17 protein-coding genes are annotated in these 20,571 nt (G+C 45.8%); 6 read left to right on the top strand and 11 right to left on the bottom strand.

All coding sequences use genetic code 11. From position 1 onward, the window contains the following. The 8 genes from ACI0FF_RS05770 to ACI0FF_RS05735 form a co-directional block, all read right to left on the bottom strand. Entirely contained in the window at positions 1 to 1,197 is a 1,197-nt protein-coding gene (locus tag ACI0FF_RS05770) for an MFS transporter (protein ID WP_419799175.1), read from the bottom strand. Between the two features lie 83 nt (positions 1,198 to 1,280). Further along, positions 1,281 to 2,453, bottom strand: a complete 1,173-nt coding sequence (locus ACI0FF_RS05765) for a peptidoglycan -binding protein (protein WP_419799174.1) — start codon at positions 2,451 to 2,453, stop codon at positions 1,281 to 1,283. Between the two features lies 1 nt (position 2,454). Continuing rightward, a complete protein-coding gene (locus ACI0FF_RS05760; protein ID WP_419799173.1) occupies positions 2,455 to 3,588 on the bottom strand; it encodes a flagellar motor protein MotA in 1,134 nt (377 codons plus the stop codon). A gap of 33 nt (positions 3,589 to 3,621) precedes the next feature. Next, positions 3,622 to 4,746 carry an OmpA family protein gene (locus ACI0FF_RS05755; RefSeq protein WP_419799172.1) on the bottom strand — a complete coding sequence of 375 codons (1,125 nt, stop codon included), beginning with the start codon at positions 4,744 to 4,746 and terminating at the stop codon, positions 3,622 to 3,624. Positions 4,747 to 4,895: 149 nt separating this feature from the next. Further along, complete coding sequence (locus tag ACI0FF_RS05750) at positions 4,896 to 5,699, bottom strand: inositol monophosphatase family protein (RefSeq protein WP_419799171.1); 804 nt, start codon at positions 5,697 to 5,699, stop codon at positions 4,896 to 4,898. Positions 5,700 to 5,821: 122 nt separating this feature from the next. Continuing rightward, positions 5,822 to 6,259 (bottom strand): (deoxy)nucleoside triphosphate pyrophosphohydrolase, encoded by a 438-nt coding sequence (locus tag ACI0FF_RS05745; RefSeq protein ID WP_419799691.1) that lies wholly within the window; start codon positions 6,257 to 6,259, stop codon positions 5,822 to 5,824. 55 nt (positions 6,260 to 6,314) lie between these two features. Further along, a complete protein-coding gene (gene argJ, locus ACI0FF_RS05740) occupies positions 6,315 to 7,550 on the bottom strand; it encodes a bifunctional glutamate N-acetyltransferase/amino-acid acetyltransferase ArgJ (RefSeq protein WP_419799170.1) in 1,236 nt (411 codons plus the stop codon). A 78-nt stretch (positions 7,551 to 7,628) separates the two neighbouring features. Continuing rightward, the gene (locus ACI0FF_RS05735) at positions 7,629 to 8,477 is read right to left on the bottom strand and encodes a peptidylprolyl isomerase (protein ID WP_419799169.1); all 849 of its coding nucleotides are present in this window, start codon (positions 8,475 to 8,477) and stop codon (positions 7,629 to 7,631) included. A 222-nt stretch (positions 8,478 to 8,699) separates the two neighbouring features. On the opposite strand from ACI0FF_RS05735, the gene secA reads away from it, so the two are divergent. Both secA and ACI0FF_RS05725 read left to right on the top strand, forming a co-directional pair. Continuing rightward, the gene (secA, locus tag ACI0FF_RS05730; protein WP_419799168.1) at positions 8,700 to 11,408 is read left to right on the top strand and encodes a preprotein translocase subunit SecA; all 2,709 of its coding nucleotides are present in this window, start codon (positions 8,700 to 8,702) and stop codon (positions 11,406 to 11,408) included. Continuing rightward, positions 11,401 to 11,760, top strand: a complete 360-nt coding sequence (locus ACI0FF_RS05725; protein ID WP_419799167.1) for a c-type cytochrome — start codon at positions 11,401 to 11,403, stop codon at positions 11,758 to 11,760. The genes secA and ACI0FF_RS05725 overlap by 8 nt, the downstream gene beginning before the upstream one ends. A 6-nt stretch (positions 11,761 to 11,766) precedes the next feature. Here the strand turns inward: ACI0FF_RS05725 and ACI0FF_RS05720 are convergent, their stop codons facing one another. Beyond that, positions 11,767 to 12,783, bottom strand: coding sequence for an amino acid ABC transporter substrate-binding protein (locus ACI0FF_RS05720; protein ID WP_419799166.1), 1,017 nt, complete (start codon positions 12,781 to 12,783; stop codon positions 11,767 to 11,769). A gap of 184 nt (positions 12,784 to 12,967) precedes the next feature. On the opposite strand from ACI0FF_RS05720, the gene ACI0FF_RS05715 reads away from it, so the two are divergent. From ACI0FF_RS05715 to ACI0FF_RS05705, 3 genes are all read left to right on the top strand, one after another. Further along, positions 12,968 to 13,639: a Crp/Fnr family transcriptional regulator gene (locus ACI0FF_RS05715; RefSeq protein WP_419799165.1), complete on the top strand. Its 672-nt coding sequence runs from the start codon at positions 12,968 to 12,970 to the stop codon at positions 13,637 to 13,639. Between the two features lie 77 nt (positions 13,640 to 13,716). Next, positions 13,717 to 13,917, top strand: a complete 201-nt coding sequence (locus ACI0FF_RS05710; RefSeq protein WP_419799164.1) for a YgaP family membrane protein — start codon at positions 13,717 to 13,719, stop codon at positions 13,915 to 13,917. 191 nt (positions 13,918 to 14,108) lie between these two features. Continuing rightward, entirely contained in the window at positions 14,109 to 15,764 is a 1,656-nt protein-coding gene (locus tag ACI0FF_RS05705) for a sensor histidine kinase (RefSeq protein ID WP_419799163.1), read from the top strand. Here ACI0FF_RS05705 and ACI0FF_RS05700 read toward each other — a convergent pair. Continuing rightward, on the bottom strand, positions 15,761 to 17,788 hold the full coding sequence (locus ACI0FF_RS05700; protein ID WP_419799162.1) for a flavohemoglobin expression-modulating QEGLA motif protein: 2,028 nt from the start codon (positions 17,786 to 17,788) through the stop codon (positions 15,761 to 15,763). The genes ACI0FF_RS05705 and ACI0FF_RS05700 overlap by 4 nt on opposite strands. After that, positions 17,769 to 18,824, bottom strand: a complete 1,056-nt coding sequence (gene gshB / locus ACI0FF_RS05695) for a glutathione synthase (RefSeq protein WP_417819846.1) — start codon at positions 18,822 to 18,824, stop codon at positions 17,769 to 17,771. The genes ACI0FF_RS05700 and gshB overlap by 20 nt, the downstream gene beginning before the upstream one ends. A 549-nt stretch (positions 18,825 to 19,373) precedes the next feature. On the opposite strand from gshB, the gene ACI0FF_RS05690 reads away from it, so the two are divergent. Next, positions 19,374 to 20,570, top strand: a complete 1,197-nt coding sequence (locus ACI0FF_RS05690) for an N-acyl amino acid synthase FeeM domain-containing protein (RefSeq protein WP_419799161.1) — start codon at positions 19,374 to 19,376, stop codon at positions 20,568 to 20,570. The last annotated feature ends 1 nt before the right edge of the window (position 20,571 follow it).

Below are 20,571 nucleotides of genomic sequence, written 5' to 3'. Positions count from 1 at the left end.
TTATTTGTTGGCTTCCAAAGGTTTGCGCGTTTTTTTAGACATCAACTTGCTATAGGCAAGTATCGTCGCAATCAACATGATGACCATCCCGGCATAATAAGGCGCATCACGCCCGATCTGTGCAAACAGAACACCGGCCAGAACCGGTCCCAACACACGGGACAAGGTCGATGCAGAACGGCTTGCCCCCATAACACCGCCACGTTCTGTCTCGGAAGCTTCAAACGAGATCAGGCTGTTTAATGACGGTGTGGACAAAGCAAAACCAATCGCCAATACCATTGTCGCCGCCATCAGCATGGGCACAGTATGGCTTAGCGGAATAAGACCCAGCCCTGCCCCCAGGAACAAGGTTCCTGCAACCACCAATTTTCCTTCGCCAAATTTTTTGGACAAGCGACCAATCAGCCCCCCTTGAATAAGCGCACTGATAATTCCGAGGAAAGCGAATAAATATCCGTTCTGTTCCGGTCCCCAATCAAATTGGCGACGTGTCCACATGGCAAATGTGGTTTCCATACCGGCAAAGACAAATGTACAAACAAACGACAAGCCGATGAGAAAACCCAAATGCGGGCGCGACAATGTTTCAAAGAAAGACTTCCAATGCTTGCGCGGGGGTAAGGCAGCAATTTTTGCACGGGTTTCATCCGTCATGGACTCTTTTAATTTCACCAACGCAATCACAAACGCGATTGCGGACAGTCCGGCGGCACACAGGGCCGGAAGCTGGAAATTCGCATTTGCCGCATCCGGACCAGCCAACACACCACCGATTGCTGGCCCCATAATAAAGCCCAAACCAAAAGCTGCCCCAATGACACCCATGCCTTTCGCCCGGTTTTCCGGTGTCGTTATATCTGCGATATAAGCAAATGCCGTCGCAATGTTACCCGCCATAAACCCGTTAAAAGCACGTGCAATGAATAACATCATTAATGTTTCAGCAAAACCCAGCCAAACATACGTAATGATCGACCCTAATAAAGAGAAAAGCAAAATAGGCCGACGCCCGTATCGATCGCTCAAACGCCCTAAAACCGGGGCTGATATCAACTGTGTCACTGAATAAGTCGCCAACAAAAGCGTTACAACATCGGGGCTTGCATTAAAGTGTTCCCCAAAAAACGGTAATAAAGGGATAACAATGCCAAAACCGACCAGATCAATAAAGACAACAAGAAATAAAACAAACATATGGGCTTCTGCTTTTGCTGGAGCTATTAAAACTTAGGACTTATGCGAGGTAATTTTGGCTGAATAAGGGCAAGTACGCCCTTTTAGCGTTGTGTGAGTTTCAATTCAATACGGCGATTGCGTCTTTTTGCAATTTCATCATGACGCCCATCCAACGGCTGAAATTCACCAAAGCCGGTTGCGGCCAAACGTTCAGGTGCAATCCCGTGCGTAATCAGTTCCTTAACCACAGAAATTGCGCGCTGGGTGGAAAGCTCCCAATTGGATGGGAATTTGGCGGTTGCAATCGGCACATTATCCGTATGCCCATCAACCCGTAAAATCCAATCAATTTTTGCCGGAATTTTTTGCGAAATTTCCAACAATGTCAGGGCCAGTTGTCCCAATTGGGCTTTGCCCGCCTCACCAAGTTTAGCTTCACCGGAATTAAACAAGACTTCCGATTGAAAGACAAAACGATCCCCCACAATTCGAATCCCGGATTGATTGCCCAAAACCTTGCGCAACTCCCCAAAAAATTCAGATCGATATTTAGATAATTCCTGCACTTTGGTCGCAAGGGCCGCGTTCAGACGTTTTCCCAACGATTTAATTTGTGCTTTTTGATCGTTGTTCAGGGCTTCAGATGCATCCAAGGCTTCTTGGATCGCACTTAATTGTTCGCGCAAAGCCGCCATTTGTTGATTGAGCAAAGCCCGCTGCGCGCGTTCACTTTCAGCAATCTTGCGCTCTTCAATCAATTGTCCGTCTTTCTGTTCCAGTTTTGAAGCTTGCTGTTGCACTTCTTTAGTCAATTCTTCGCGCAAAGCTTCAAGTGCAGCGACATCCTGTTGCAGCTTCGCTACTTCCGCCAGTTTTAATTCTATTTTTTCTTTATCAGCTTCAATCGTTTGAAAGGCGTCCGCGAGACGCTCATTCAGTTGCTGGTTCTTATCTTCCAAACCTTTTAGTTTGAGCGAATATTCATCGCGCAAACGCAGGGATGCCTGCAATTCCTGTGATAATCCCGCCATATTAGAACGTAAATCCTTATTGGCCTTACGTTCCAAATTCAACAGTTCCGTCAACTCACTCATATCAGAGCCGAGCTTCTCCAAGGCACTTTCTCGACCAGAAAGGGTTTCATTCAAAAAGACCTGCGCAAGAACAAAAATCATCAAAAGAAAAATGATGACCATCAACAAGGTTGCCAAGGCATCCACGAACCCCGGCCAAATATTATCCTGATGAATGCGCCTGCGTCGCCCAAATGCCATCCTAGCCGTCCTTGGCTGCGATTGTACGGGCCAAAAGTCGAATTTCTTGACGAACCTGAGAAATCACTTCTTCACGACCACCACTGATTTCTTCAATCAGTTTTTGTGCATAAAGGTCGATATTACGCAAATGGCTCCGGCTGCTTTCATCCAGCCCGCCACCACCATTGCCATGCGCAATTTTTTCTAAAATCGCCTTCTGCGTCAACTGGCCTTCTGCCAGCTTTGCCATCAAGGCTTGTTCTGTGCGCATTGTATCACTCAACGTTCCCAACTTGGAGGTCAGTTCCATCATCTGATTGGTGGTTTGAGATTTGTTTTCTTCGCTACGTGTCATGGTGCGTTGTAGTTTTTCCAAACTATCTGCGGTCTGTTCTAGCAAGGCTTGTACATAAGCCGGAACAGACTGATCCCCTGCCGCATCTGAAAGTGCACCGCTGGATAGTCGCGTCTGACTGGCAAGCCAATCTTCCAGATCGGTGTAAAATCGATTTTGCGATTGTCCGGTTTGTAAATCCAAAAAGCCCAGAACCAAAGATCCCGCCAAGCCGAACAAAGATGAACTAAACGCCGTTCCCATCCCTTCAATCGGAGCTTCTAGACCACGTTTCAATTCGTTAAAGACCACACCAAGGTCACCCCCATTGCCGATGGTAATATTACTGATAACATCACCAATAGACCCAACGGTGCTAAGCAACCCCCAAAAAGTCCCCAACAGACCAAGGAAAATTAACAATCCAATATTGTAGCGGGATAAATCACGTTGTTCTTCCAAACGGGTCGCAATCCCATCCAAAAGAGAACGGGTTGATAAAGCCGACAAGGTAAACTGTCCACCTTCGCGTTCGCGCAGCATAGTCGCCATGGGCGCCAGCAGGCGTGGCGAACTGTCAGAACGGACACCTGGACGATCCGATTTAAAATCTTCAATCCAGCGGACCTCCGGGTCCAGCATAAGAACTTGTCGGAAATTGTTAAAAATCCCGATTAATAATACACCCAAGATCAAGCCGTTAAGCGCGGCATTGGCAAAAAAGGCATCCTGTAATTGCCCAAACAGCAAAACGGCTGCGGCCATGACAGCCAGCAGGAACAAAACCATCCGAATGAGATAACGTTTGGGACGAGTCATAGGAGGCTCCACACCTGAGTTTACATGATTGGATTAGCGCGGCGTAATTTCAACATCCACACGATCAAACGGTTCTTCTGTGGTCTTGTTGCCCAACGCACGAACATCAATTCGTGTGCTTTGTACACCTTGATCAATCAAATAAGACCGTACTGCCAAAGCACGAGACAGAGACAAACGGCGCGCCTTACTCGCTGACAGGTCTTCCCCGCCCGCATAAGCTTGCAACTGAACACGGTCATCGGGATGGCTGCGCAAATCTTCCGCCATTTTTTTCAAATCTGTTTCAACGCTGGATGGTAACTTGCTACGACCAGACTGGAAAACAACACGAATAGCGGCTTCACTTTGCGTAGGTAAAGAAGCCGTGGTTGTTTTATTTTCGCTTTCCGTAGAAATAGCAGAGGTGACTTCTTTAGGCTCAATCGCCGTACTCGGGGGCGGAGGTGGGGCTTCCGCCATTACCGTTTCAGGGGCCGGTTGCGGCTTTGGTTCCACTTTCGGTGCTTCTGCCACTTTTGTTTTTTCAACAATCGGCTTCGGTTCAGCCACTTTCACAGTTTCTACATTCGTTTCCGCTTGTGCGATTTCTTTAGACACAGGCTCGACAACTTGTGTAGGAAGCTTAACCTCGACAACTTCTTTTGCCGCAACAGGTTCAACCACTTCAGGTTTCGTTACCACTTTGGCCATCGGCTTTGGTGCGGTTTCAGCAACAGCGACACGCGTCACTGGGACTTTGGGCGCTGCAATCGGTTTTTTCAATGTAATCTTGGAGGTCGATGCATCCGGCATTTTCAACATCGGCTTTTCGCCGAGATCCGGGGCTTGAACCAACAAACGGGATTTCGGTGGCATTCCCTCTGCCGGGACGTTTGGTTCAATCAAGCTCACGCTCGCGCGCGATTGCACCCCTTGTGGCAAACCATAAAATTGCGAACGCGGCATTTGCGCTGGCGGCATTTTTGTCGAAACATACGGGTTCACACCGGATGGTGAAGCTGCACGCACACCGCGATCATCAAGAACGGACAAATCCACCATGACATTATTATCAAAATTTGCCAAAACCTGTGCTTGCGCAACTGTCCCTAGCGTCATCACGCCCAGAAAAGCCGAACAAAGAAGAACCTTACGATAACCAGTCCATTTACCCATAAAACCATACCCCCGTGAGTGGGGTACTCCCACATGCATAAAAATCGAATTAAAACAAGATACCCAAGCTTTGACTTACAAACAACCATATAAGCCAAAAAAAAGGCTCCTTTCAAAATGAAAAGAGCCTTTTTTCATATTCAATCAACTCAGGCGCGTTTTCTTGCATCCCGGAATGTTTTCAAAAGCAGGTTATGCTGGAATTCATTTCCACAAACAACGTTGCCGCTTTCCAACATTTTCTGGCGCGCATCAAATTCTGAGACAAAACCACCTGCTTCTTTCACCAGCAAGACCCCGGCGGCAATATCCCACGGCTGTAAACCTGTTTCCCAGTACCCGTCATAACGGCCTGCTGCAACAAAGGCCAAATCAAGAGACGCCGCCCCAAAACGACGCACCCCCGCAGAAACTTTCATAATGGCTTCCAGCTCATTCAGAAAACGGCCATGATCCCCACGCCCACGGAACGGAATCCCTGTCGCATAAACGGCTTCATCCATCGTGCGGCGACCAGAAACACGTAAACGGCGGCCATTCAAAAAGGCGCCTTGACCACGTTCAGCCCAGTATTTTTCATCTGTAATCGGATTGTAAACCATACCGGCAATGATTTGACCGTTTTCTTCCAAAGCAATCGAAATTGCGAAATGAGGAATACCGTGCAAGAAATTTGTCGTCCCATCCAACGGGTCGATAATCCAGCGTTTGGTTTCGTCTTCGCCTTTGATTTCACCGCCTTCTTCCAACAAAAAGCCAACTTCCGGACGGGCTTTAGTCAGTTCTTTAATCAGAATTTTTTCAGTACGGGTATCCGCTGTGCTTACAAAATCCGCTGGTCCTTTTCTGGACACCTGAAGGTTTTCAATTTCACCGAAATCACGCAGCAAACCGCGAGAAGCAGCCTCAACAGCTTTTGCCATTACATTGATCGTGGCAGAACGCACAGCCATAACATCACCGTATATATAAATTCAAGGAGCAGGTTTCAAAGCCTTGCCAACTTCGGGCAGGGCGAAGCGAGACGTTTACTCTTTTACGCGCACAGATGCAAGACCAATATTTGTGCTTTTTTCTAAGACAGGAAATCACGCAACATGGCAATTAAGGGAACATCTGCCGCTGGCATGGGCAAGTCCACCATCTTATGCGGATAGACCCATTTCAGTTTTTGTCCTTCTTTTCCATGTGGTTCCCCTTTCCATACGCGACATAGATAAAGCGGCATAAACAGGTGAAAATTATCATAGGAATGAGAGGCGAATGTAAAAGGAGCCAAACAGCTTTCCGAAATATCAATTCCCAATTCTTCGTGCAATTCACGCACCAAGGTGGCTTCGGGTGTTTCACCTTCTTCCACCTTGCCACCGGGGAATTCCCACAATCCGGCCAAAGATTTACCTTCCGGGCGTTGCGCCATCAAGACGCGCCCGTCCATATCGACCATTGCAACAGCAGACACCCACAAGGTTGGCAAACCATGTTTGGTAACCTGCATGCCATAACAGCCCATATCGTCTTCTTCAATCAAAGCCATGTGATTTTTACCCGTTATTCTTCTTTATCAATCAGGAACGATAATCTGCATTGATCGCAATGTAACCATGCGTCAAATCACAGGTCCAAACCGTGGCTTTGCCTGTCGCAATCCCGACATCCACCAACACATCGATTTCCTGACCTTTCATATGGGCGACAACCGGGCCTTCGTCATAATCATCAACGGCCTCGCCCTCACCCGCAATCATCACGCCCCCCATCGAGATTTGCAATTTATCGCGGTCCGCTTTTTCACCGGCCTTGCCAACTGCCATCACAACACGCCCCCAATTGGCATCTTCCCCGGCAATTGCTGTTTTAACCAACGGGGAATTTGCAATCGCCAACGCAATGGTTTTCGCAGCCTTGTCATTTTCAGCCCCGGTGACCGTCACAGTAATAAACTTACTTGCCCCTTCCCCATCACGTACAACTTGCTGGGCAAGATCAACCATCAATTCTTCGAATGCCGCTTTAAAAGCAGATAAAGCCTCATCATCAGAAGATGTAATCTCATCATGGGCGGCCTGGTTGGTCGCCGCAAACAAAACGGTATCACTTGTGGACGTATCGCTATCCACCGTAATGGCATTAAAAGATTTATCGGTTGCGTCACGCAAAACAGCCTGCAACACATCCGGGGCAATTTTCGCATCAGTGAAAATGAACGACAACATGGTCGCCATATCTGGCGCAATCATACCGGAACCTTTGGCAATCCCGGAAATCACTACATCGGCCCCATGGATCTGAACGGTTTTAGACGCAGCTTTGGGGAAAGTGTCCGTCGTCATGATCGCTTTAGCCGCCGCTTCAAAATCCGCTTCGCCTAAATGACCTTTCATATCCGCCAGAGCATCAGTGATTTTACCATCGGGTAGCGGCTGACCAATTACCCCTGTAGAAGCAGTGAAAATTTCTTCTGGTGTGCAGCCAAACACATCTGCCGCAGCCCGCACAATCCGATCAACCGAGGCACTACCCTTTTTACCGGTAAAAGCATTGGCATTTCCTGAATTGACGATCATGCATCGCACTTGGCCCTTACCTGCTTTCAACGCTGCACGACATGCATCAACAGGAGCCGATGCGGTCAGAGACTTTGTAAAAACACCTGCAATGCTGCTGCCTTCAACGAGTTCAGCCACCATTAAATCGGTACGGTCTTTATATTTGACCCCTACCCCACGGGTCACAAAACGCACACCGTTAACAGGAGAAACTTTAGGAAACTGCTTAGGCGCAAGAGGAGAAATGTCAGTCATATTTCAATGCCTTTAAGATAAAGCATCCCCGGTGTAGCACCGGGGATGAATGGGTCGTTATTCAATTATCCGGACGGATTATTCGTCCATTTTGATCTCTTTTCCAACTTCGTCAAACATTTTGATTTCAGCTTTTTTACGCAGGCCTTCGATATAGGATGTCACAGCATCATTTGCCAGATCACCTTTAATCTTGTCAGCGACTTCTTCCAGTTTCGGCGGTTCAGAAACGCGAAAGGCTTCGGCCTTGATCACATGGTAACCAAACTGTGTTTTCACAGGCTTCTTGGAAAAATCGCCTTCTTTTAGCTCAAACGCAGCCATTTCAAATGCCGGTACCATTTGACCTGTCCCAAAGAAACCAAGATCACCGCCGTTCGGGCCGCTCGGGCCTGTAGATTTGGTTTTTGCCAATTCAGCAAAATCCGCTCCGCCTTCAAGTTCCTTAATGACCGCTTTGGCTTCGTCTTCTGTTTTTAACAGAACATGGCGGGCATGAACCTGCTTTTCCGGATTAAAGGATTTCACCATTTCGTCATATTTGGCTTTTACTTTTTCATCCGTAACCGCTTTATCTGCATAAGCCATCAGGTATTGGCGCTGCAGCACATGTTCTTCGATGCTTTGCATGCGTTTTTTAAATTCATCTGTTTTATGGACATCTTCCATACGGGCCATCGCCGCCACCAATTTTCGATCAGCAATAGAATTAACAAGCAACCCCTGAATAACATTCAACGGCATCGCCTGTGCCTGACCGCCCATCGCACGCTGCGCTTCCAACAGTTCGGAATAATAAATATCAGCACCGTTAACGGTAGCAACGACACGATCTTTGCCTGCAACAGGCTTGTCTGCAGCAAAGGCAGGCAAAGCGACGATCAGTGCGCCAGCAAGAACGAAACTGCGAAAGGTTGTTTTCAACATGGAATTGAGACCCCCAGAAAGGTTAGATTAAAAAACTCTAACGGGCATAATGCACATCCCATTGGACTAGTCCAGTCTTGAAAAGTAACAGGTTTGTAACATGGCCGTTTTTTTGCCCCAATTTTTATCATACTTGACCAAGTCCAATTGACAGAGAAGCCCATTCCTTCTATCTCTGTCCGGTCGTGAACGGTATTCCACCATTTTTCCTAGGGGATTTTCATGTTTGGCGCTATTGCCCGCAAGCTCTTCGGCACTGCTAATGAACGTTACATTAAAGGTCTGCAAAAATACGTCGATGATATCAATGCTCTTGAGGCAGAGATTGAACCCTTAAGCGATGACGAGCTTCGTGCCCGCACAGACTGGCTGCGCGAACGTGTCGCAAACGGTGAAACACTGGACGATGTTCTGGTCGACGCCTTTGCAACGGTACGCGAAGCTGCCAAACGTACACTGGGACAGCGCCATTATGATGTGCAGCTTCTTGGTGGGGTTGTCCTTCATCGGGGACAGATTGCAGAAATGGCAACGGGGGAAGGTAAAACACTAGTTGCCACATTGGCGGCTTATCTTAATGCCCTGGATGGAAAAGGCGTTCACGTTGTGACCGTCAACGATTACCTCGCCAAACGCGACTCTGAATGGATGGGCAAGGTCTATAATTTTCTTGGCATGACAACATCCTGTATCCTCAATGAAATGGGGGACAAAGAACGTCAGGATGCCTACGCTTGTGACATCACATACGCGACCAACAACGAACTTGGCTTCGATTATCTGCGCGACAACATGAAATTCACGCTGGAAACCATGGTTCAGCGTCCCTTTAATTTTGCCATCGTTGATGAAGTCGACTCTATCCTTATTGATGAAGCGCGGACACCGTTGATTATCTCCGGTCCCAGCGACGACAGTTCCGATCTGTACGGCGCGGTAGATGCCATCATCCCGAATTTGAAAGAAGACGATTACGAGAAAGACGAGAAAGTCAAATCCATCTCGCTTTCCGAAAAAGGTGTTGAAACGGCAGAAGAACTCCTTCGCCAAGCCGGGCTTCTTGAAGCTGGCGGCCTTTATGATCTTTCCAATGTTTCTCTTCTTCACCATATAAATTCTGCATTGCGCGCCCATCATATTTTCCAAAATGGCGTGGATTATCTGGTTAAAGACGGCAAAGTCATGATCGTGGACGAATTTACCGGTCGTGCGATGGAAGGCCGTCGTTATTCAGATGGTCTGCATCAAGCCTTAGAAGCGAAAGAGAAAGTCACCGTCCAACAGGAAAATCAGACGCTTGCCTCTGTCACTTTCCAGAACTACTTCCGCCTTTATCCAAAACTGGCCGGCATGACCGGGACAGCCATGACGGAAGCGGGCGAATTCGCAGAAATTTATAAGCTTGAAGTCGTGGATATGCCGACAAACCGCGTTATTTCCCGTAAGGATTATGACGATGAAGTTTATCGCACACGTGGCGAAAAAATTAATGCGATCATTGAACAGATTGTAGAATGCGTTGAACGCAAGCAACCTATCCTCGTCGGTACCGTTTCCATTGAACAATCTGAAGAATTGGCAGCGGCTTTGAAAAAACGCAAAGTCAAACACGAGGTTCTCAACGCCAAGCAACACGAACGCGAAGCCTATATCGTTGCCCAAGCCGGGGTACCCGGTGCCGTCACCATCGCTACAAACATGGCGGGTCGCGGAACGGATATTCAGTTGGGCGGTAACTTGGACATGCGTGTTCAAACCGAACTGGGTGAGAATCCGAGTGATGCTGAAATCGAACGCCTCAAAGGCGAAATTGCCGAAGCCAAACAGGTTGCGCTGGATGCAGGTGGCTTGTTCGTCTTAGGCACAGAACGACATGAAAGCCGCCGGATTGACAACCAGTTACGTGGTCGTTCCGGTCGTCAGGGCGATGTCGGTGCCTCCAAATTCTTCCTGTCACTAGAGGATGACCTGATGCGTATCTTCGGGTCTGAACGTATGGACGGCATGTTGAAAAAACTCGGCCTGGAAGAAGGCGAAGCCATCGTCCACCCGTGGATCAACAAGGCACTGGAAAAAGCGCAACAGAAAGTCGAAGCCCGTAACTTCGACATGCGTAAACAGTTGCTTAAATTTGACGATGTTATGAACGATCAACGTAAAGTGATCTTTGAACAACGTCGCGAAATGATGTCGACAGCAGATGTCTCCGATCTCGTCAAAGACATGCGTTATGATGTAATCGAAGATATCGTCGACAAATGCATCCCGGAAAAAGCTTATGCTGAACAATGGGATACAGACTCACTGCATGAAGAAATCACACGTGTCTTCAACATCGACCTGCCTGTTAAAGAATGGGCGAAAGAAGAAGGTGTTGCCGATCAGGAAATCCGAGATCGTATCACCGATGAAGTTGAGCGCAAAATGGCGGCTAAAGTTGTCAATTATGGCGAAGACGTCTGGCGTTCTGTTGAAAAGAGTGTGTTGTTACAGTTGCTTGATACGATTTGGAAAGAGCACCTGTTGGCCCTTGACCACCTGCGTCAAGGCATTGGTTTGCGTGCCTATGCCCAACGCGACCCGTTAAATGAATATAAGCGCGAAGCCTTCAATCTTTTTGAAGAAATGCTCTCTATTTTACGTGATCGCGTTATTTCCTTACTGGCACATGTCGAACTTCAAGTCGGTTCACCTGAAGAAGAACTGGAAGCGTTCAACCGTCATGAAAATCAACAAATGACGGAAAGCCGTCAAGATCCGGCAATGGCAAACCAGCAACCGGATTCACCGGAATACGGCACTGCAACCGTTCGCACCAATAAGCCGTCTGAAACTGTAAATCCGAATGACCCTAACACATGGGGGAAAGTTGCCCGAAACGCAGCTTGTCCTTGCGGCTCCGGCAAGAAGTTCAAACACTGTCATGGCTAAGTTTTTTAAAGGCGGCGTTTACCTCGCCGCCTTTCTTATCTTCACCGGCAATGCCCTCGCCCACGGTCATTTGGTCGAAAAAGGCGAACAGCTATATATGCAGTTCTGCGCCGAATGTCATGGCATAGAAGGGGATGGGAATGGCCCCAGCGCCCAAAGCATGTCACCCCCACCGGCAAATTTGTTACAAGCCATGCAAGGTAAGATCATCTCCGATGAATATCTGATGTGGACTATTCGCGAAGGGGGCGAAAATATTCATACTGACATGCCCTCATTTGAAAAACGCGACAATATTTCCGAAGATGATGCCAAGGCTATTGTCCATTACCTTTGGCATGCGTTTAAATAAACGGCTTTAACGGATCGGCATGGCATACATCAATCCGCCCTTTTGCCACAAATTGTTCAAGCCACGTTCAATTTTCAGTTTACTGCCGCTACCAAGGTTGCGTTCAAATATTTCACCATAATTCCCTTGCGCGCGGATAACATCATACAACCAACTATCCGTTAAGCGTAAGGCCTTGCCAAAACCGCTTTCGCCCCCCAGCATAAAACGAATCTCATGATTGTTTAAGTGCCGCATTTCATCAACATTGCTGCGTGTTACATTACGTTCTTCGGCTTCAACCAACCCATAAAGGAGCCATTTAACGATATCATACCATTCTCGATCATCATCACGGACGACGGGTCCTAAAGGTTCCTTGGAAAGAGATGCCTGCAAAAAAACATAATCATTTGGATTGGGTGCCGAAAAAGTTAGAATTGCTTGCAGTGCAGAACGATCAGCTGCATAGAGGTCACATTGTCCAGAAAAGAAAAAATTGCTCAATCCCTCGCGCGAATTAAAAATTTTGATTTTGATTTTACGCCCCGAGTTATTGACATACTCCTGAACACTTTCCAATGTCGTCGTCCCATTCGCGACACACAAAGTAGCCTGTTTCACATCCGAAAACGCTGTGTAACCAATTGATTTATGGGCTAAAATACCTAGTTGGTCATAATATGTCACGCCGGGATAATCAACACCATAAGAAATATCACGCGTATAAGTCCAAGTTGTTGATCGCAAAAGAATATCAATTTGTTTTGCACTTAGTGCACTGAAACGCGTTTGGGCATTTAACGAAATAAACTGAACTTTTTCAGCACTCCCCAAGACGGCAACAGCCAACGCTCTGCAAAAATCAACCTCAAACCCTACCCAGCGGCCATCTTCATCGACATAGGCAAAGCCGTAATTTTGTTCATCAACACCACAAATAAGATAATCCCGTTCGCGTACTTCATCCAATGTAGACGCATAAGAGACAGCCCCCGTTAACAAAAACATGCTGCTAAGAACAACCAACCAATATAAACGCATTCGCCCCTTTGTCTCCTTCCTCCCGCTATAGTCCTATTTAATCTACGGTATTTTTCACAAAAACAAAAGAAAAGGCATTTCACCTTCTCTTTACCCATTTCTTTTCAAAAACCAGTAGCTTCCCTGTCTTTCATAAAATATGATCAATCTATAATCACCCTTTCAACAATTTGCGTTAAAAAACATGACTCTCTCAGACTGGATAGAACACCTGCCCTCTCTGAATCAGCTCACTGCTGACGAAAAAGTTCGTCTTGAAAAAAACGCACAGCTTGTTGTCGTTCCCTCTCACACCAAGCTTTTTGCTCCCGGTGATGAATGTGGCGCATTCCTTCTGGTTATTGATGGCAGTGTGCGTGTCCAAATGGTCGGTGACAATGGTCGTGAAATAGTTCTTTATCGCGTCGAAAGTGGGCAGACTTGCGTTTTGACAACCGCCTGCCTACTCTCTCATGAAGCCTATAATGCCGAGGCTCTCACCGAAGAAAAAACAACAGCAATAACATTACCCGCTCGGGCGTTTCAGGAATTCCTTGCAACCAGCAACGGGTTTCGGGATTTGGTTTTCGAAAGCTATGGCCAACGTATTTCAAGTCTGGTTCTACTTGTTGAGGAAGTCGCCTTTAAACGGATTGATGTACGACTCGCCCAATTTATAGATCGACATAAAGACACCGATGGCCTTGTCAAAAAAACGCATTACGATCTTGCCGTTGAACTTGGAACAGCCCGTGAAGTCATTAGTCGCCAGCTTAAAGAATTTGAAAAGAAAGACTGGATTGAGCTGTTACGCGGCAAACTGATTGTCAAAAAGTCAAACGAACTCAAAAGCTTTATTTCCCGTCACTGTGACTAAGTTACAGAACATTGCATTCGCCTTTGTTAATGTAGCCCCAGAAATGACACATACATATTCTGTTGGGAGTAGATTACATGAACAAAAACGTTGGTTCTATTGACCGTATCGTCCGCATTATTGCTGGCATTGCCCTTTTGGCATTTGCTCTGGTCGGTCCTGAAACCGGTTACAATTATCTCGGTTTCATCGGAATCGTCCCGCTGGTAACCGCATTACTCGGCTGGTGCCCGGCTTATACATTGTTCGGGATTAAAACCTGCAAACTTTCAGATTAAGCATTTAATCCAATCAAATAACTCCTGATCTTTACAGCCCCCTCAAACCGTAGAGATCAAACACAAAAAACTGCAAGGCGAGAGTCTTGCAGTTTTTTTTACGAAAATAAACAAATGTGAATGCTCTGTTTCTTTATATAATGCAATATATATGCAAGAATAATTAAAACTTCTAATTCTATGGGTCTGAGATGAATAACCGGGAAATTAAGATTACCTATTTGGTTGCCATTCTCGCGACATTAGCCTCCATTGCCTATGGGAGCTTAGCGTATCATAAAACAAAAACTCATGATCTAGCCCATAAAGCACAAATGGTCAGCGTCATTATCAAAGATCAATTGGAGAGCCTTCAACGAACTGCATATGATAACAGCTATTGGAATGATACAATTGATAAAGCACTTATTGCAAAAGATCAAAAGTGGGCAAATGCCAATATCGGGGAATATCTTTTAGATACGTTTGGCTTATCTCAAACTTTGTTATTTGATGCACATAATAACGTGATTTTCACGTTCGGTTCAGATCATTCAAAATTAACAGACATATTGACAAGTCATCCAACTTTTAAGCTTTCTGTTACTAAAACTATCTCTAAAAAACGGGATTCTCCAGAAGCAAATGGCTTTTATTTCCAAGATAAAGATAATGTTTATCTCGTTGCGACAAGCGCCCTTACCTATGAAGAAAGCACAGGTGAACGAACAGAAGCCGAAATGGGCTATTTAGTCCTGCTGAAAGAAATAACCGCCAATGACCTTGGCAAAATATCGACGGACTTTGGTGTGGCTGACCTGTCTCTACAGCCAAACCCAGATAAAATAAAATTTGATGTGCTCGACGAAAAAAGCCAATCAAACTTCCCCCTTTATTTTACACCTAAAGGCTATTCTTTCACTGACTTCATGTGGGATATTTTCCCTTTTCTCATTACCTTGTTCTCTTTGATCTATCTCCTCAGCGTTATTCAACGCAAATCGACGCAAACACAAAAATTGAATCACGACTTGGAACGCGCCAATATTGAACTTGAAACCTTCAATAAAAGACTGGAAGAACAAGTTCAGCGTCAAACCGTTGAAATTATGGAAAAAGCTGAAAAAGCTGAACAAGCCAACCATGCAAAATCAGTTTTTCTATCGAGTATGTCACACGAATTGCGAACACCCCTGAATGGGATTTTAGGGTTTGCACAAATGCTTGGATTAAACAAAGACCAAAATTTAACAGCTAAACAAAAGGCATGGGTTACTCAAATCGTTGATTCCGGGCGCATGCTACTTGATATTATCAATGATGTGCTGGATCTTGCCCGTATCGAAAGTGGTCGTGCCGTTTACCAACCCGAAATTTTTCGTCCCCGTGAAGTGTTTAAAGAATGTTTCGATATTGTCGGACCCATTGCCGCCACACGTCATATCAATCTCAGTGGACATCCTGAAACTGACCTTTACGTATATGTTGATCGCAGCAAAATGAAACAGGTTTTGCTGAATTTGGTCAGCAATGCGATTAAATACGGAAATGAGGGCGGCTGCGTCAAATTTGGCTGTCGAAACGCAGAGAACCACTGCATCGAACTATACGTCAAAGATAATGGAAAAGGCATCCCTGAAGCCGATCTTCCCCATATCTTCGAACCTTTTCGCAGAGTAAAAGAAACCGCCCTGCAAGTCGAAGGCACTGGCGTTGGCTTAGCAATCGTTCAAAAAAATCTAGAACTGATGGGGGGAGAAATCAAAGTGGAGAGCACGTTGGGCGAAGGGAGCTGTTTCAGCATATACCTTAAAGCATACGACGAAAACCACTCCCCTACCCCAGATAACGAGGATGTTGTCAGTTAAGCAGTCCCCTCGTCACTCATTTCATATTTCAGTGAGCTGAGCAAATAATCATGAATAGGGTTTTTAACCTCTTTCATGGTAAAGGCATGCGGCAAGCGCTCCGGTCTAACAATAACGGATCGTTCAATCAATTCCTGGATACGATCACTATCGTCAAAAGCGCTTTTACCGATTAAAAGCGGTTCCCACGATTTACCTGATTGCCAATAAAAATAAGCTTTGGCCAATCCCCGTAAATAGAGATAATCTTTTGTAAAACCACCCCCACGAAAGACCCGCACCACAGTCGTGAAAATATGGTCATCCATTTCTGGATATTCTTCCATCAGCATACTGTAAGTACGTTCAAACGAATGCCCGTCCAGTAAGTAACGCACAGCAATCACACGTAAGGCCAAAACCTTAAGCCGTTTTAACGACATATTGCCTGACAGATATTCCGCAAGGACTGCAATGCCTTCCTGCGTTTGCGTGGAACCGGGAAGACCAAGACGAAACAGACTTAACGGTTGCTGGCGCGCATTAGCTGATGTCAACAGGTGCACACCAACCTCATGATGTTTCAACGCCTGTGCAGCCTTGCGCGTCATACGGCTACCGCGTTTAATCAAAACACGAAAATTCGCATTATCGACCATCGCACCAGCAACAAGGCGACTGCTCAGCTTAACCGGGGCGTCAAGTTTGTAATAGTCGATCTCTTTTTGCAGCAATTCAGAGACGTACATATCGCTGACAAAATCACGATCTTCTTTTTCATCCACCAATTCTGGGGCATGAAGCAGAAAACGGGCATTATCCAAATCTGCCCGGTCCGGTTCCCCATAATAACGTAAGGAGTTATAGAGACAGCCTTTGCTGCCAATCGCAGACAAAAGATCTACCTTGGTTGACAAACCATCAATGGCACGTCGATACAGAGTTTGCACCGTTACATCGCTAATCTCTTCAATCGGCAATCTGAAAAGTTTTTCTTTGACCAAAAACGGATCAATATCCATCTTGCGATATTTAAAAACAGGTTCATAACGTTCTTTGCGAGCAAAAAAACGCTTACGTTCCTGATCAATATTAATCGGGTTGACGTACAGCAATGTTTCCATTGATTTTGCAATACGAAACAGATCCCGGTCCACTTGGCGGGTGACAGGTTCGATCTGTGACGACAGCATATCATGACGATAAACTGTACTTTTTTCAGTACGTTTATTGGCAAAGAAAGCGGCATGTTCCAAAATGACTTTGGTAAATCCGTCTTTCAATTCATTAAAAATCTGCGGATAAAGCGTTGCCGTTTTTTCTTCACAATAAAATTTTCGAATTTCAATGGGCAAGCACAGGGCTTTGGCCGATAACTCACGCGTACGCGTTGCCAAATAACCTTGACCTAGGAAAACTTCATCATGTGCAGCACGCACAGTTTCCCCGGTAATCGGAATTCGATCAAGCTGACGTAACATAAAATTCACATTACTGCGATGTTTACGCATGTCAATTTGTGCCGTACCGATATTAAAGCTGGGTGCTTCTGCCCCGCCTTTACGTTCCCCATTATAGGAATGAACGTCATAGACCACGCAAAAACCATGCTTTTTAATCAGCGCCTGCACTGCTGCATCAAACACCTTATAAAATGCACGGTGTTTTTCTATAGAACGATGGCTTAATTCTTCTGGGAGCTCACGGCTCCAAATCTTTTTACCCCATGCGGTTTGGTACACACAATCCAGCTCATTACGATTCAGGTCATATTCATAACGACTGTCAAACGCAATAATCCTATTGGGATATCCATTAATGAGATCACCCGTATGCGGATCTTCTTCATATAGGCGTTCGGCTTCATCCAGCAGACAAAGCGGGCGCAATTCACTTGCGAAACGATGCCCGTTATGAATGGCCGCACAGATATAAGGAAATTGGGGATCGAATGCAATTTCGTAGGCCCCACCGGCTTCGCGCGCCTCCAGACTTTCGCCCTTCTGAAGACATGCGACGATGTCCTCAACCTTCGTCGACTGCATCTTCGATCAACCTTCTATACTGGTTCTTACGCGCCATCAGGACTTCTTTGGCGGTCACCACAGATTCCACAAAATCAATGACTTTGGCTTGCAAGCGGACCCGGTTCAATCGGTTGATCCGCGTGATCCCACCAGGGCTGAGAACGTTTACTTCAATCAGTTTGCCACCAATGACGTCCAAACCAACAAAATACAAACCATCACGAACCAATTTAGGGCCAACCTGACGACAGAGTTCTTTTTCTTCCTTCGTCAACGTGTGTTTAACCGCCTTACCGCCTGTTGCAATATTGGAACGGGCTTCACCTTCAGCCGGGACGCGTTTCATGGCACCGATCGGTTCCCCGTTCAACATAAGAATACGAACGTCCCCTTTTTCCGCACCGGGGACGAATTCCTGCAAAATGACGTACTGATCTGAATTGGCGCCCAGATAAAAATCCAACAAAGAACGGAAACTGCTCTTGGATTTTTTTTCAACAATAATAACGCCTTGACCACCAAAACCATTGAGTGGCTTCAAAATCATTTGTTCCTGATCGGACTCTAGCAGAACTTTTTCCAAATATTCCCGGTTTTTCGACACATGGGTTGCCGGTACAAACGTGCTGCTCGGATCATACAAAGCAGCAGTATAAATTTTATTATTTGCAATGCGCAAGCCATTGATATCGTTACAGATGAATGTGTCATCTTTAACAGAATCAAGAAAATTCAACACCGTCACATCCAACGGCGGATTGGCGCGCATGAAAATCACGTCAAAACCAGAGAGCGGTAACAAACGTTTTTTGAAGGTTGCCGACTTATGGAAATGTTGCGCAGAACGGGTATAGGACTTGCGTTCAATTACTGAACAAAACGCATGCGCCACCGTTTCACGGATTGTCAGGTTTGTCGGTGTTGTCACCGCCACAATATGGCCGCGTCCAACCGCTTCATGAATAATACGCAAGGTCGTATCGCTTTCCGGGGAAATGCGTTCCCACGGGTACATCAGAAAACAAATTTTGATGGGGCGATTAAAAGTTGTCATTTAAATTCCAATCACGAACAACTTGAAACACATCTACTACCACTAAATGATAAGGCGAGGCGCTATTTAGTAACTACGAAACAGGATAGCAAGCACTTTTTACTTCTTCTTCAAAATAAAAAAATAGTTGCTACTGAACTTACTGATTAAACATCGGATATTTCTGTATAATTTTCAAGAAAAAATCAGAAATATTTTTTCATGTCATTGAAAACCATCAACAAAAATACATATTTTTTAAAGTAAAATTAAATATAAAAAATTTAGTCAATAGTCAAAAATGAATAAGAAACAATAATAAAAATCATTTCCTCATTTAGAAGTAAAAACATCTAGCCCACCTAATTATCGCGCCAAATTGATTTTCCCTCCCATAAATCAAACAATCATTTTCACAGGTTTCATTTTACATTTTAAGAACAGGATATAACTTGAGAATATCATAAAGAATACCCTGTCTCATCTGTACGCATCCTATCTATTCCTTGACAGGCCCTCAATTAAATTGATGAATAGCAGTTCTTTAAAACCTTTACGGCAAATTTTAAAATGGCAATAAAAATCAAAATTGCAAAATCGGCTAAAGAACTGAATGATGTCTATCGTTTGCGCCACAGCGTCTATCAGGCGGACGGCAGCTTTCAAAACACCGCTCACGACTACATTATTGACCTTTACGATTCTGTACCGAATTGCATTAACATTATTGCTTACAGCGAGGAAACCGCCGTCGGCACCATGCGCGTGACCGTCGAAAACGAAATTGGCACTGCCGCTGATGAATCTTTTGATTTCACGCCTTATAAAAATAAAATCCGCCAACAAGCACTTGACGAAAACACAACACCCCCTGTTTTTGCCAGTTCCGGCATGTTAGCTATCGCTGAAGAATGGCGCAATCGACGCGACGTTTTCCGCGCCCTGTTGCGTATGGCCGTTGATGTCGGGCATTCCCTGAATGTCAGCCACATTATTGCAACCGTAAACGCCAAAACAATTGGCATCTACAAGCGCCTCGGCTGGGAAATCCTGTCTGATGAAATTTGGATTGAAGAAATCGGCAGCCATATCATTGCCATCGCCACCCCGCTGGTCAATATGTACAACTGGGCCTTTAATATGCTGCCGGAACAAAAAACACTGCTGGATCATTTCAGCGGCTGTTTCCGATGGTATCTTTTGGATAGCGCTACAACGATTTTTGAACAAGACAGCCATGGCGACAAAGCCTACCTCATCACCAAAGGTGGCGTCGATATTGCGTGCCGTTATAAAGAAAATGCCGAGCTACTCTCGTTAGCGAAACTCGGCCCCGGCGATATGTTTGGTGAATTGTCACTCATTGATGATGCCCCACGTTCGGCCAGTGCCACCACCATCGGCAATACCGAACTTTTGGTGATTGACCGGGAAACCTTTTGGCAGAAAATTCAGGAAAACGCTACCTACCTGCGCGATTTGATGGAAATTTTATCCAAACGCCTGCGTTCTGCAGACGAACGCGCCTTGCTTTACGCTTATGCCTCGCTAGAAGAGCGCATGGAGTATTTCACCAAGAACTTGCGCCAAAACGCCACGATTGACCCAAAAAACCCAAATCAGCGCATTGCCAAAGTCACCACAACAGATTTTGCTTCAATGGCGCTTGCCACACCAGAAGAAGCCGAAACGTATCTCGCCACCTTAGAAGCGCAAAATCTCATCACGCGCAGCAAGCATGCCATCACCTTTGTCGAGAAAGATTGAT

The sequence above is a fragment of the Terasakiella sp. 4MB5A genome (assembly GCF_050058155.1).
Lineage (GTDB): Bacteria > Pseudomonadota > Alphaproteobacteria > Rhodospirillales > Terasakiellaceae > Terasakiella > Terasakiella halodenitrificans.
The sequence above is the reverse complement of the archived record's forward strand: the minus strand, read 5'-3'. Positions and strand labels throughout refer to the sequence as shown.

What these genes read in the sequence shown, in the direction of transcription:
- ACI0FF_RS05770 (WP_419799175.1), bottom strand. Translation starts at nt 1,197, where the DNA reads ATGTTTGTTTTATTTCTTGTTGTCTTTATTGATCTGGTCGGTTTTGGC.
- ACI0FF_RS05765 (WP_419799174.1), bottom strand. Translation starts at nt 2,453, where the DNA reads ATGGCATTTGGGCGACGCAGGCGCATTCATCAGGATAATATTTGGCCG.
- ACI0FF_RS05760 (WP_419799173.1), bottom strand. Translation starts at nt 3,588, where the DNA reads ATGACTCGTCCCAAACGTTATCTCATTCGGATGGTTTTGTTCCTGCTG.
- ACI0FF_RS05755 (WP_419799172.1), bottom strand. Translation starts at nt 4,746, where the DNA reads ATGGGTAAATGGACTGGTTATCGTAAGGTTCTTCTTTGTTCGGCTTTT.
- ACI0FF_RS05750 (WP_419799171.1), bottom strand. Translation starts at nt 5,699, where the DNA reads ATGGCTGTGCGTTCTGCCACGATCAATGTAATGGCAAAAGCTGTTGAG.
- ACI0FF_RS05745 (WP_419799691.1), bottom strand. Translation starts at nt 6,259, where the DNA reads ATGGGCTGTTATGGCATGCAGGTTACCAAACATGGTTTGCCAACCTTG.
- argJ (WP_419799170.1), bottom strand. Translation starts at nt 7,550, where the DNA reads ATGACTGACATTTCTCCTCTTGCGCCTAAGCAGTTTCCTAAAGTTTCT.
- ACI0FF_RS05735 (WP_419799169.1), bottom strand. Translation starts at nt 8,477, where the DNA reads ATGTTGAAAACAACCTTTCGCAGTTTCGTTCTTGCTGGCGCACTGATC.
- secA (WP_419799168.1), top strand. Translation starts at nt 8,700, where the DNA reads ATGTTTGGCGCTATTGCCCGCAAGCTCTTCGGCACTGCTAATGAACGT.
- ACI0FF_RS05725 (WP_419799167.1), top strand. Translation starts at nt 11,401, where the DNA reads ATGGCTAAGTTTTTTAAAGGCGGCGTTTACCTCGCCGCCTTTCTTATC.
- ACI0FF_RS05720 (WP_419799166.1), bottom strand. Translation starts at nt 12,783, where the DNA reads ATGCGTTTATATTGGTTGGTTGTTCTTAGCAGCATGTTTTTGTTAACG.
- ACI0FF_RS05715 (WP_419799165.1), top strand. Translation starts at nt 12,968, where the DNA reads ATGACTCTCTCAGACTGGATAGAACACCTGCCCTCTCTGAATCAGCTC.
- ACI0FF_RS05710 (WP_419799164.1), top strand. Translation starts at nt 13,717, where the DNA reads ATGAACAAAAACGTTGGTTCTATTGACCGTATCGTCCGCATTATTGCT.
- ACI0FF_RS05705 (WP_419799163.1), top strand. Translation starts at nt 14,109, where the DNA reads ATGAATAACCGGGAAATTAAGATTACCTATTTGGTTGCCATTCTCGCG.
- ACI0FF_RS05700 (WP_419799162.1), bottom strand. Translation starts at nt 17,788, where the DNA reads ATGCAGTCGACGAAGGTTGAGGACATCGTCGCATGTCTTCAGAAGGGC.
- gshB (WP_417819846.1), bottom strand. Translation starts at nt 18,824, where the DNA reads ATGACAACTTTTAATCGCCCCATCAAAATTTGTTTTCTGATGTACCCG.
- ACI0FF_RS05690 (WP_419799161.1), top strand. Translation starts at nt 19,374, where the DNA reads ATGGCAATAAAAATCAAAATTGCAAAATCGGCTAAAGAACTGAATGAT.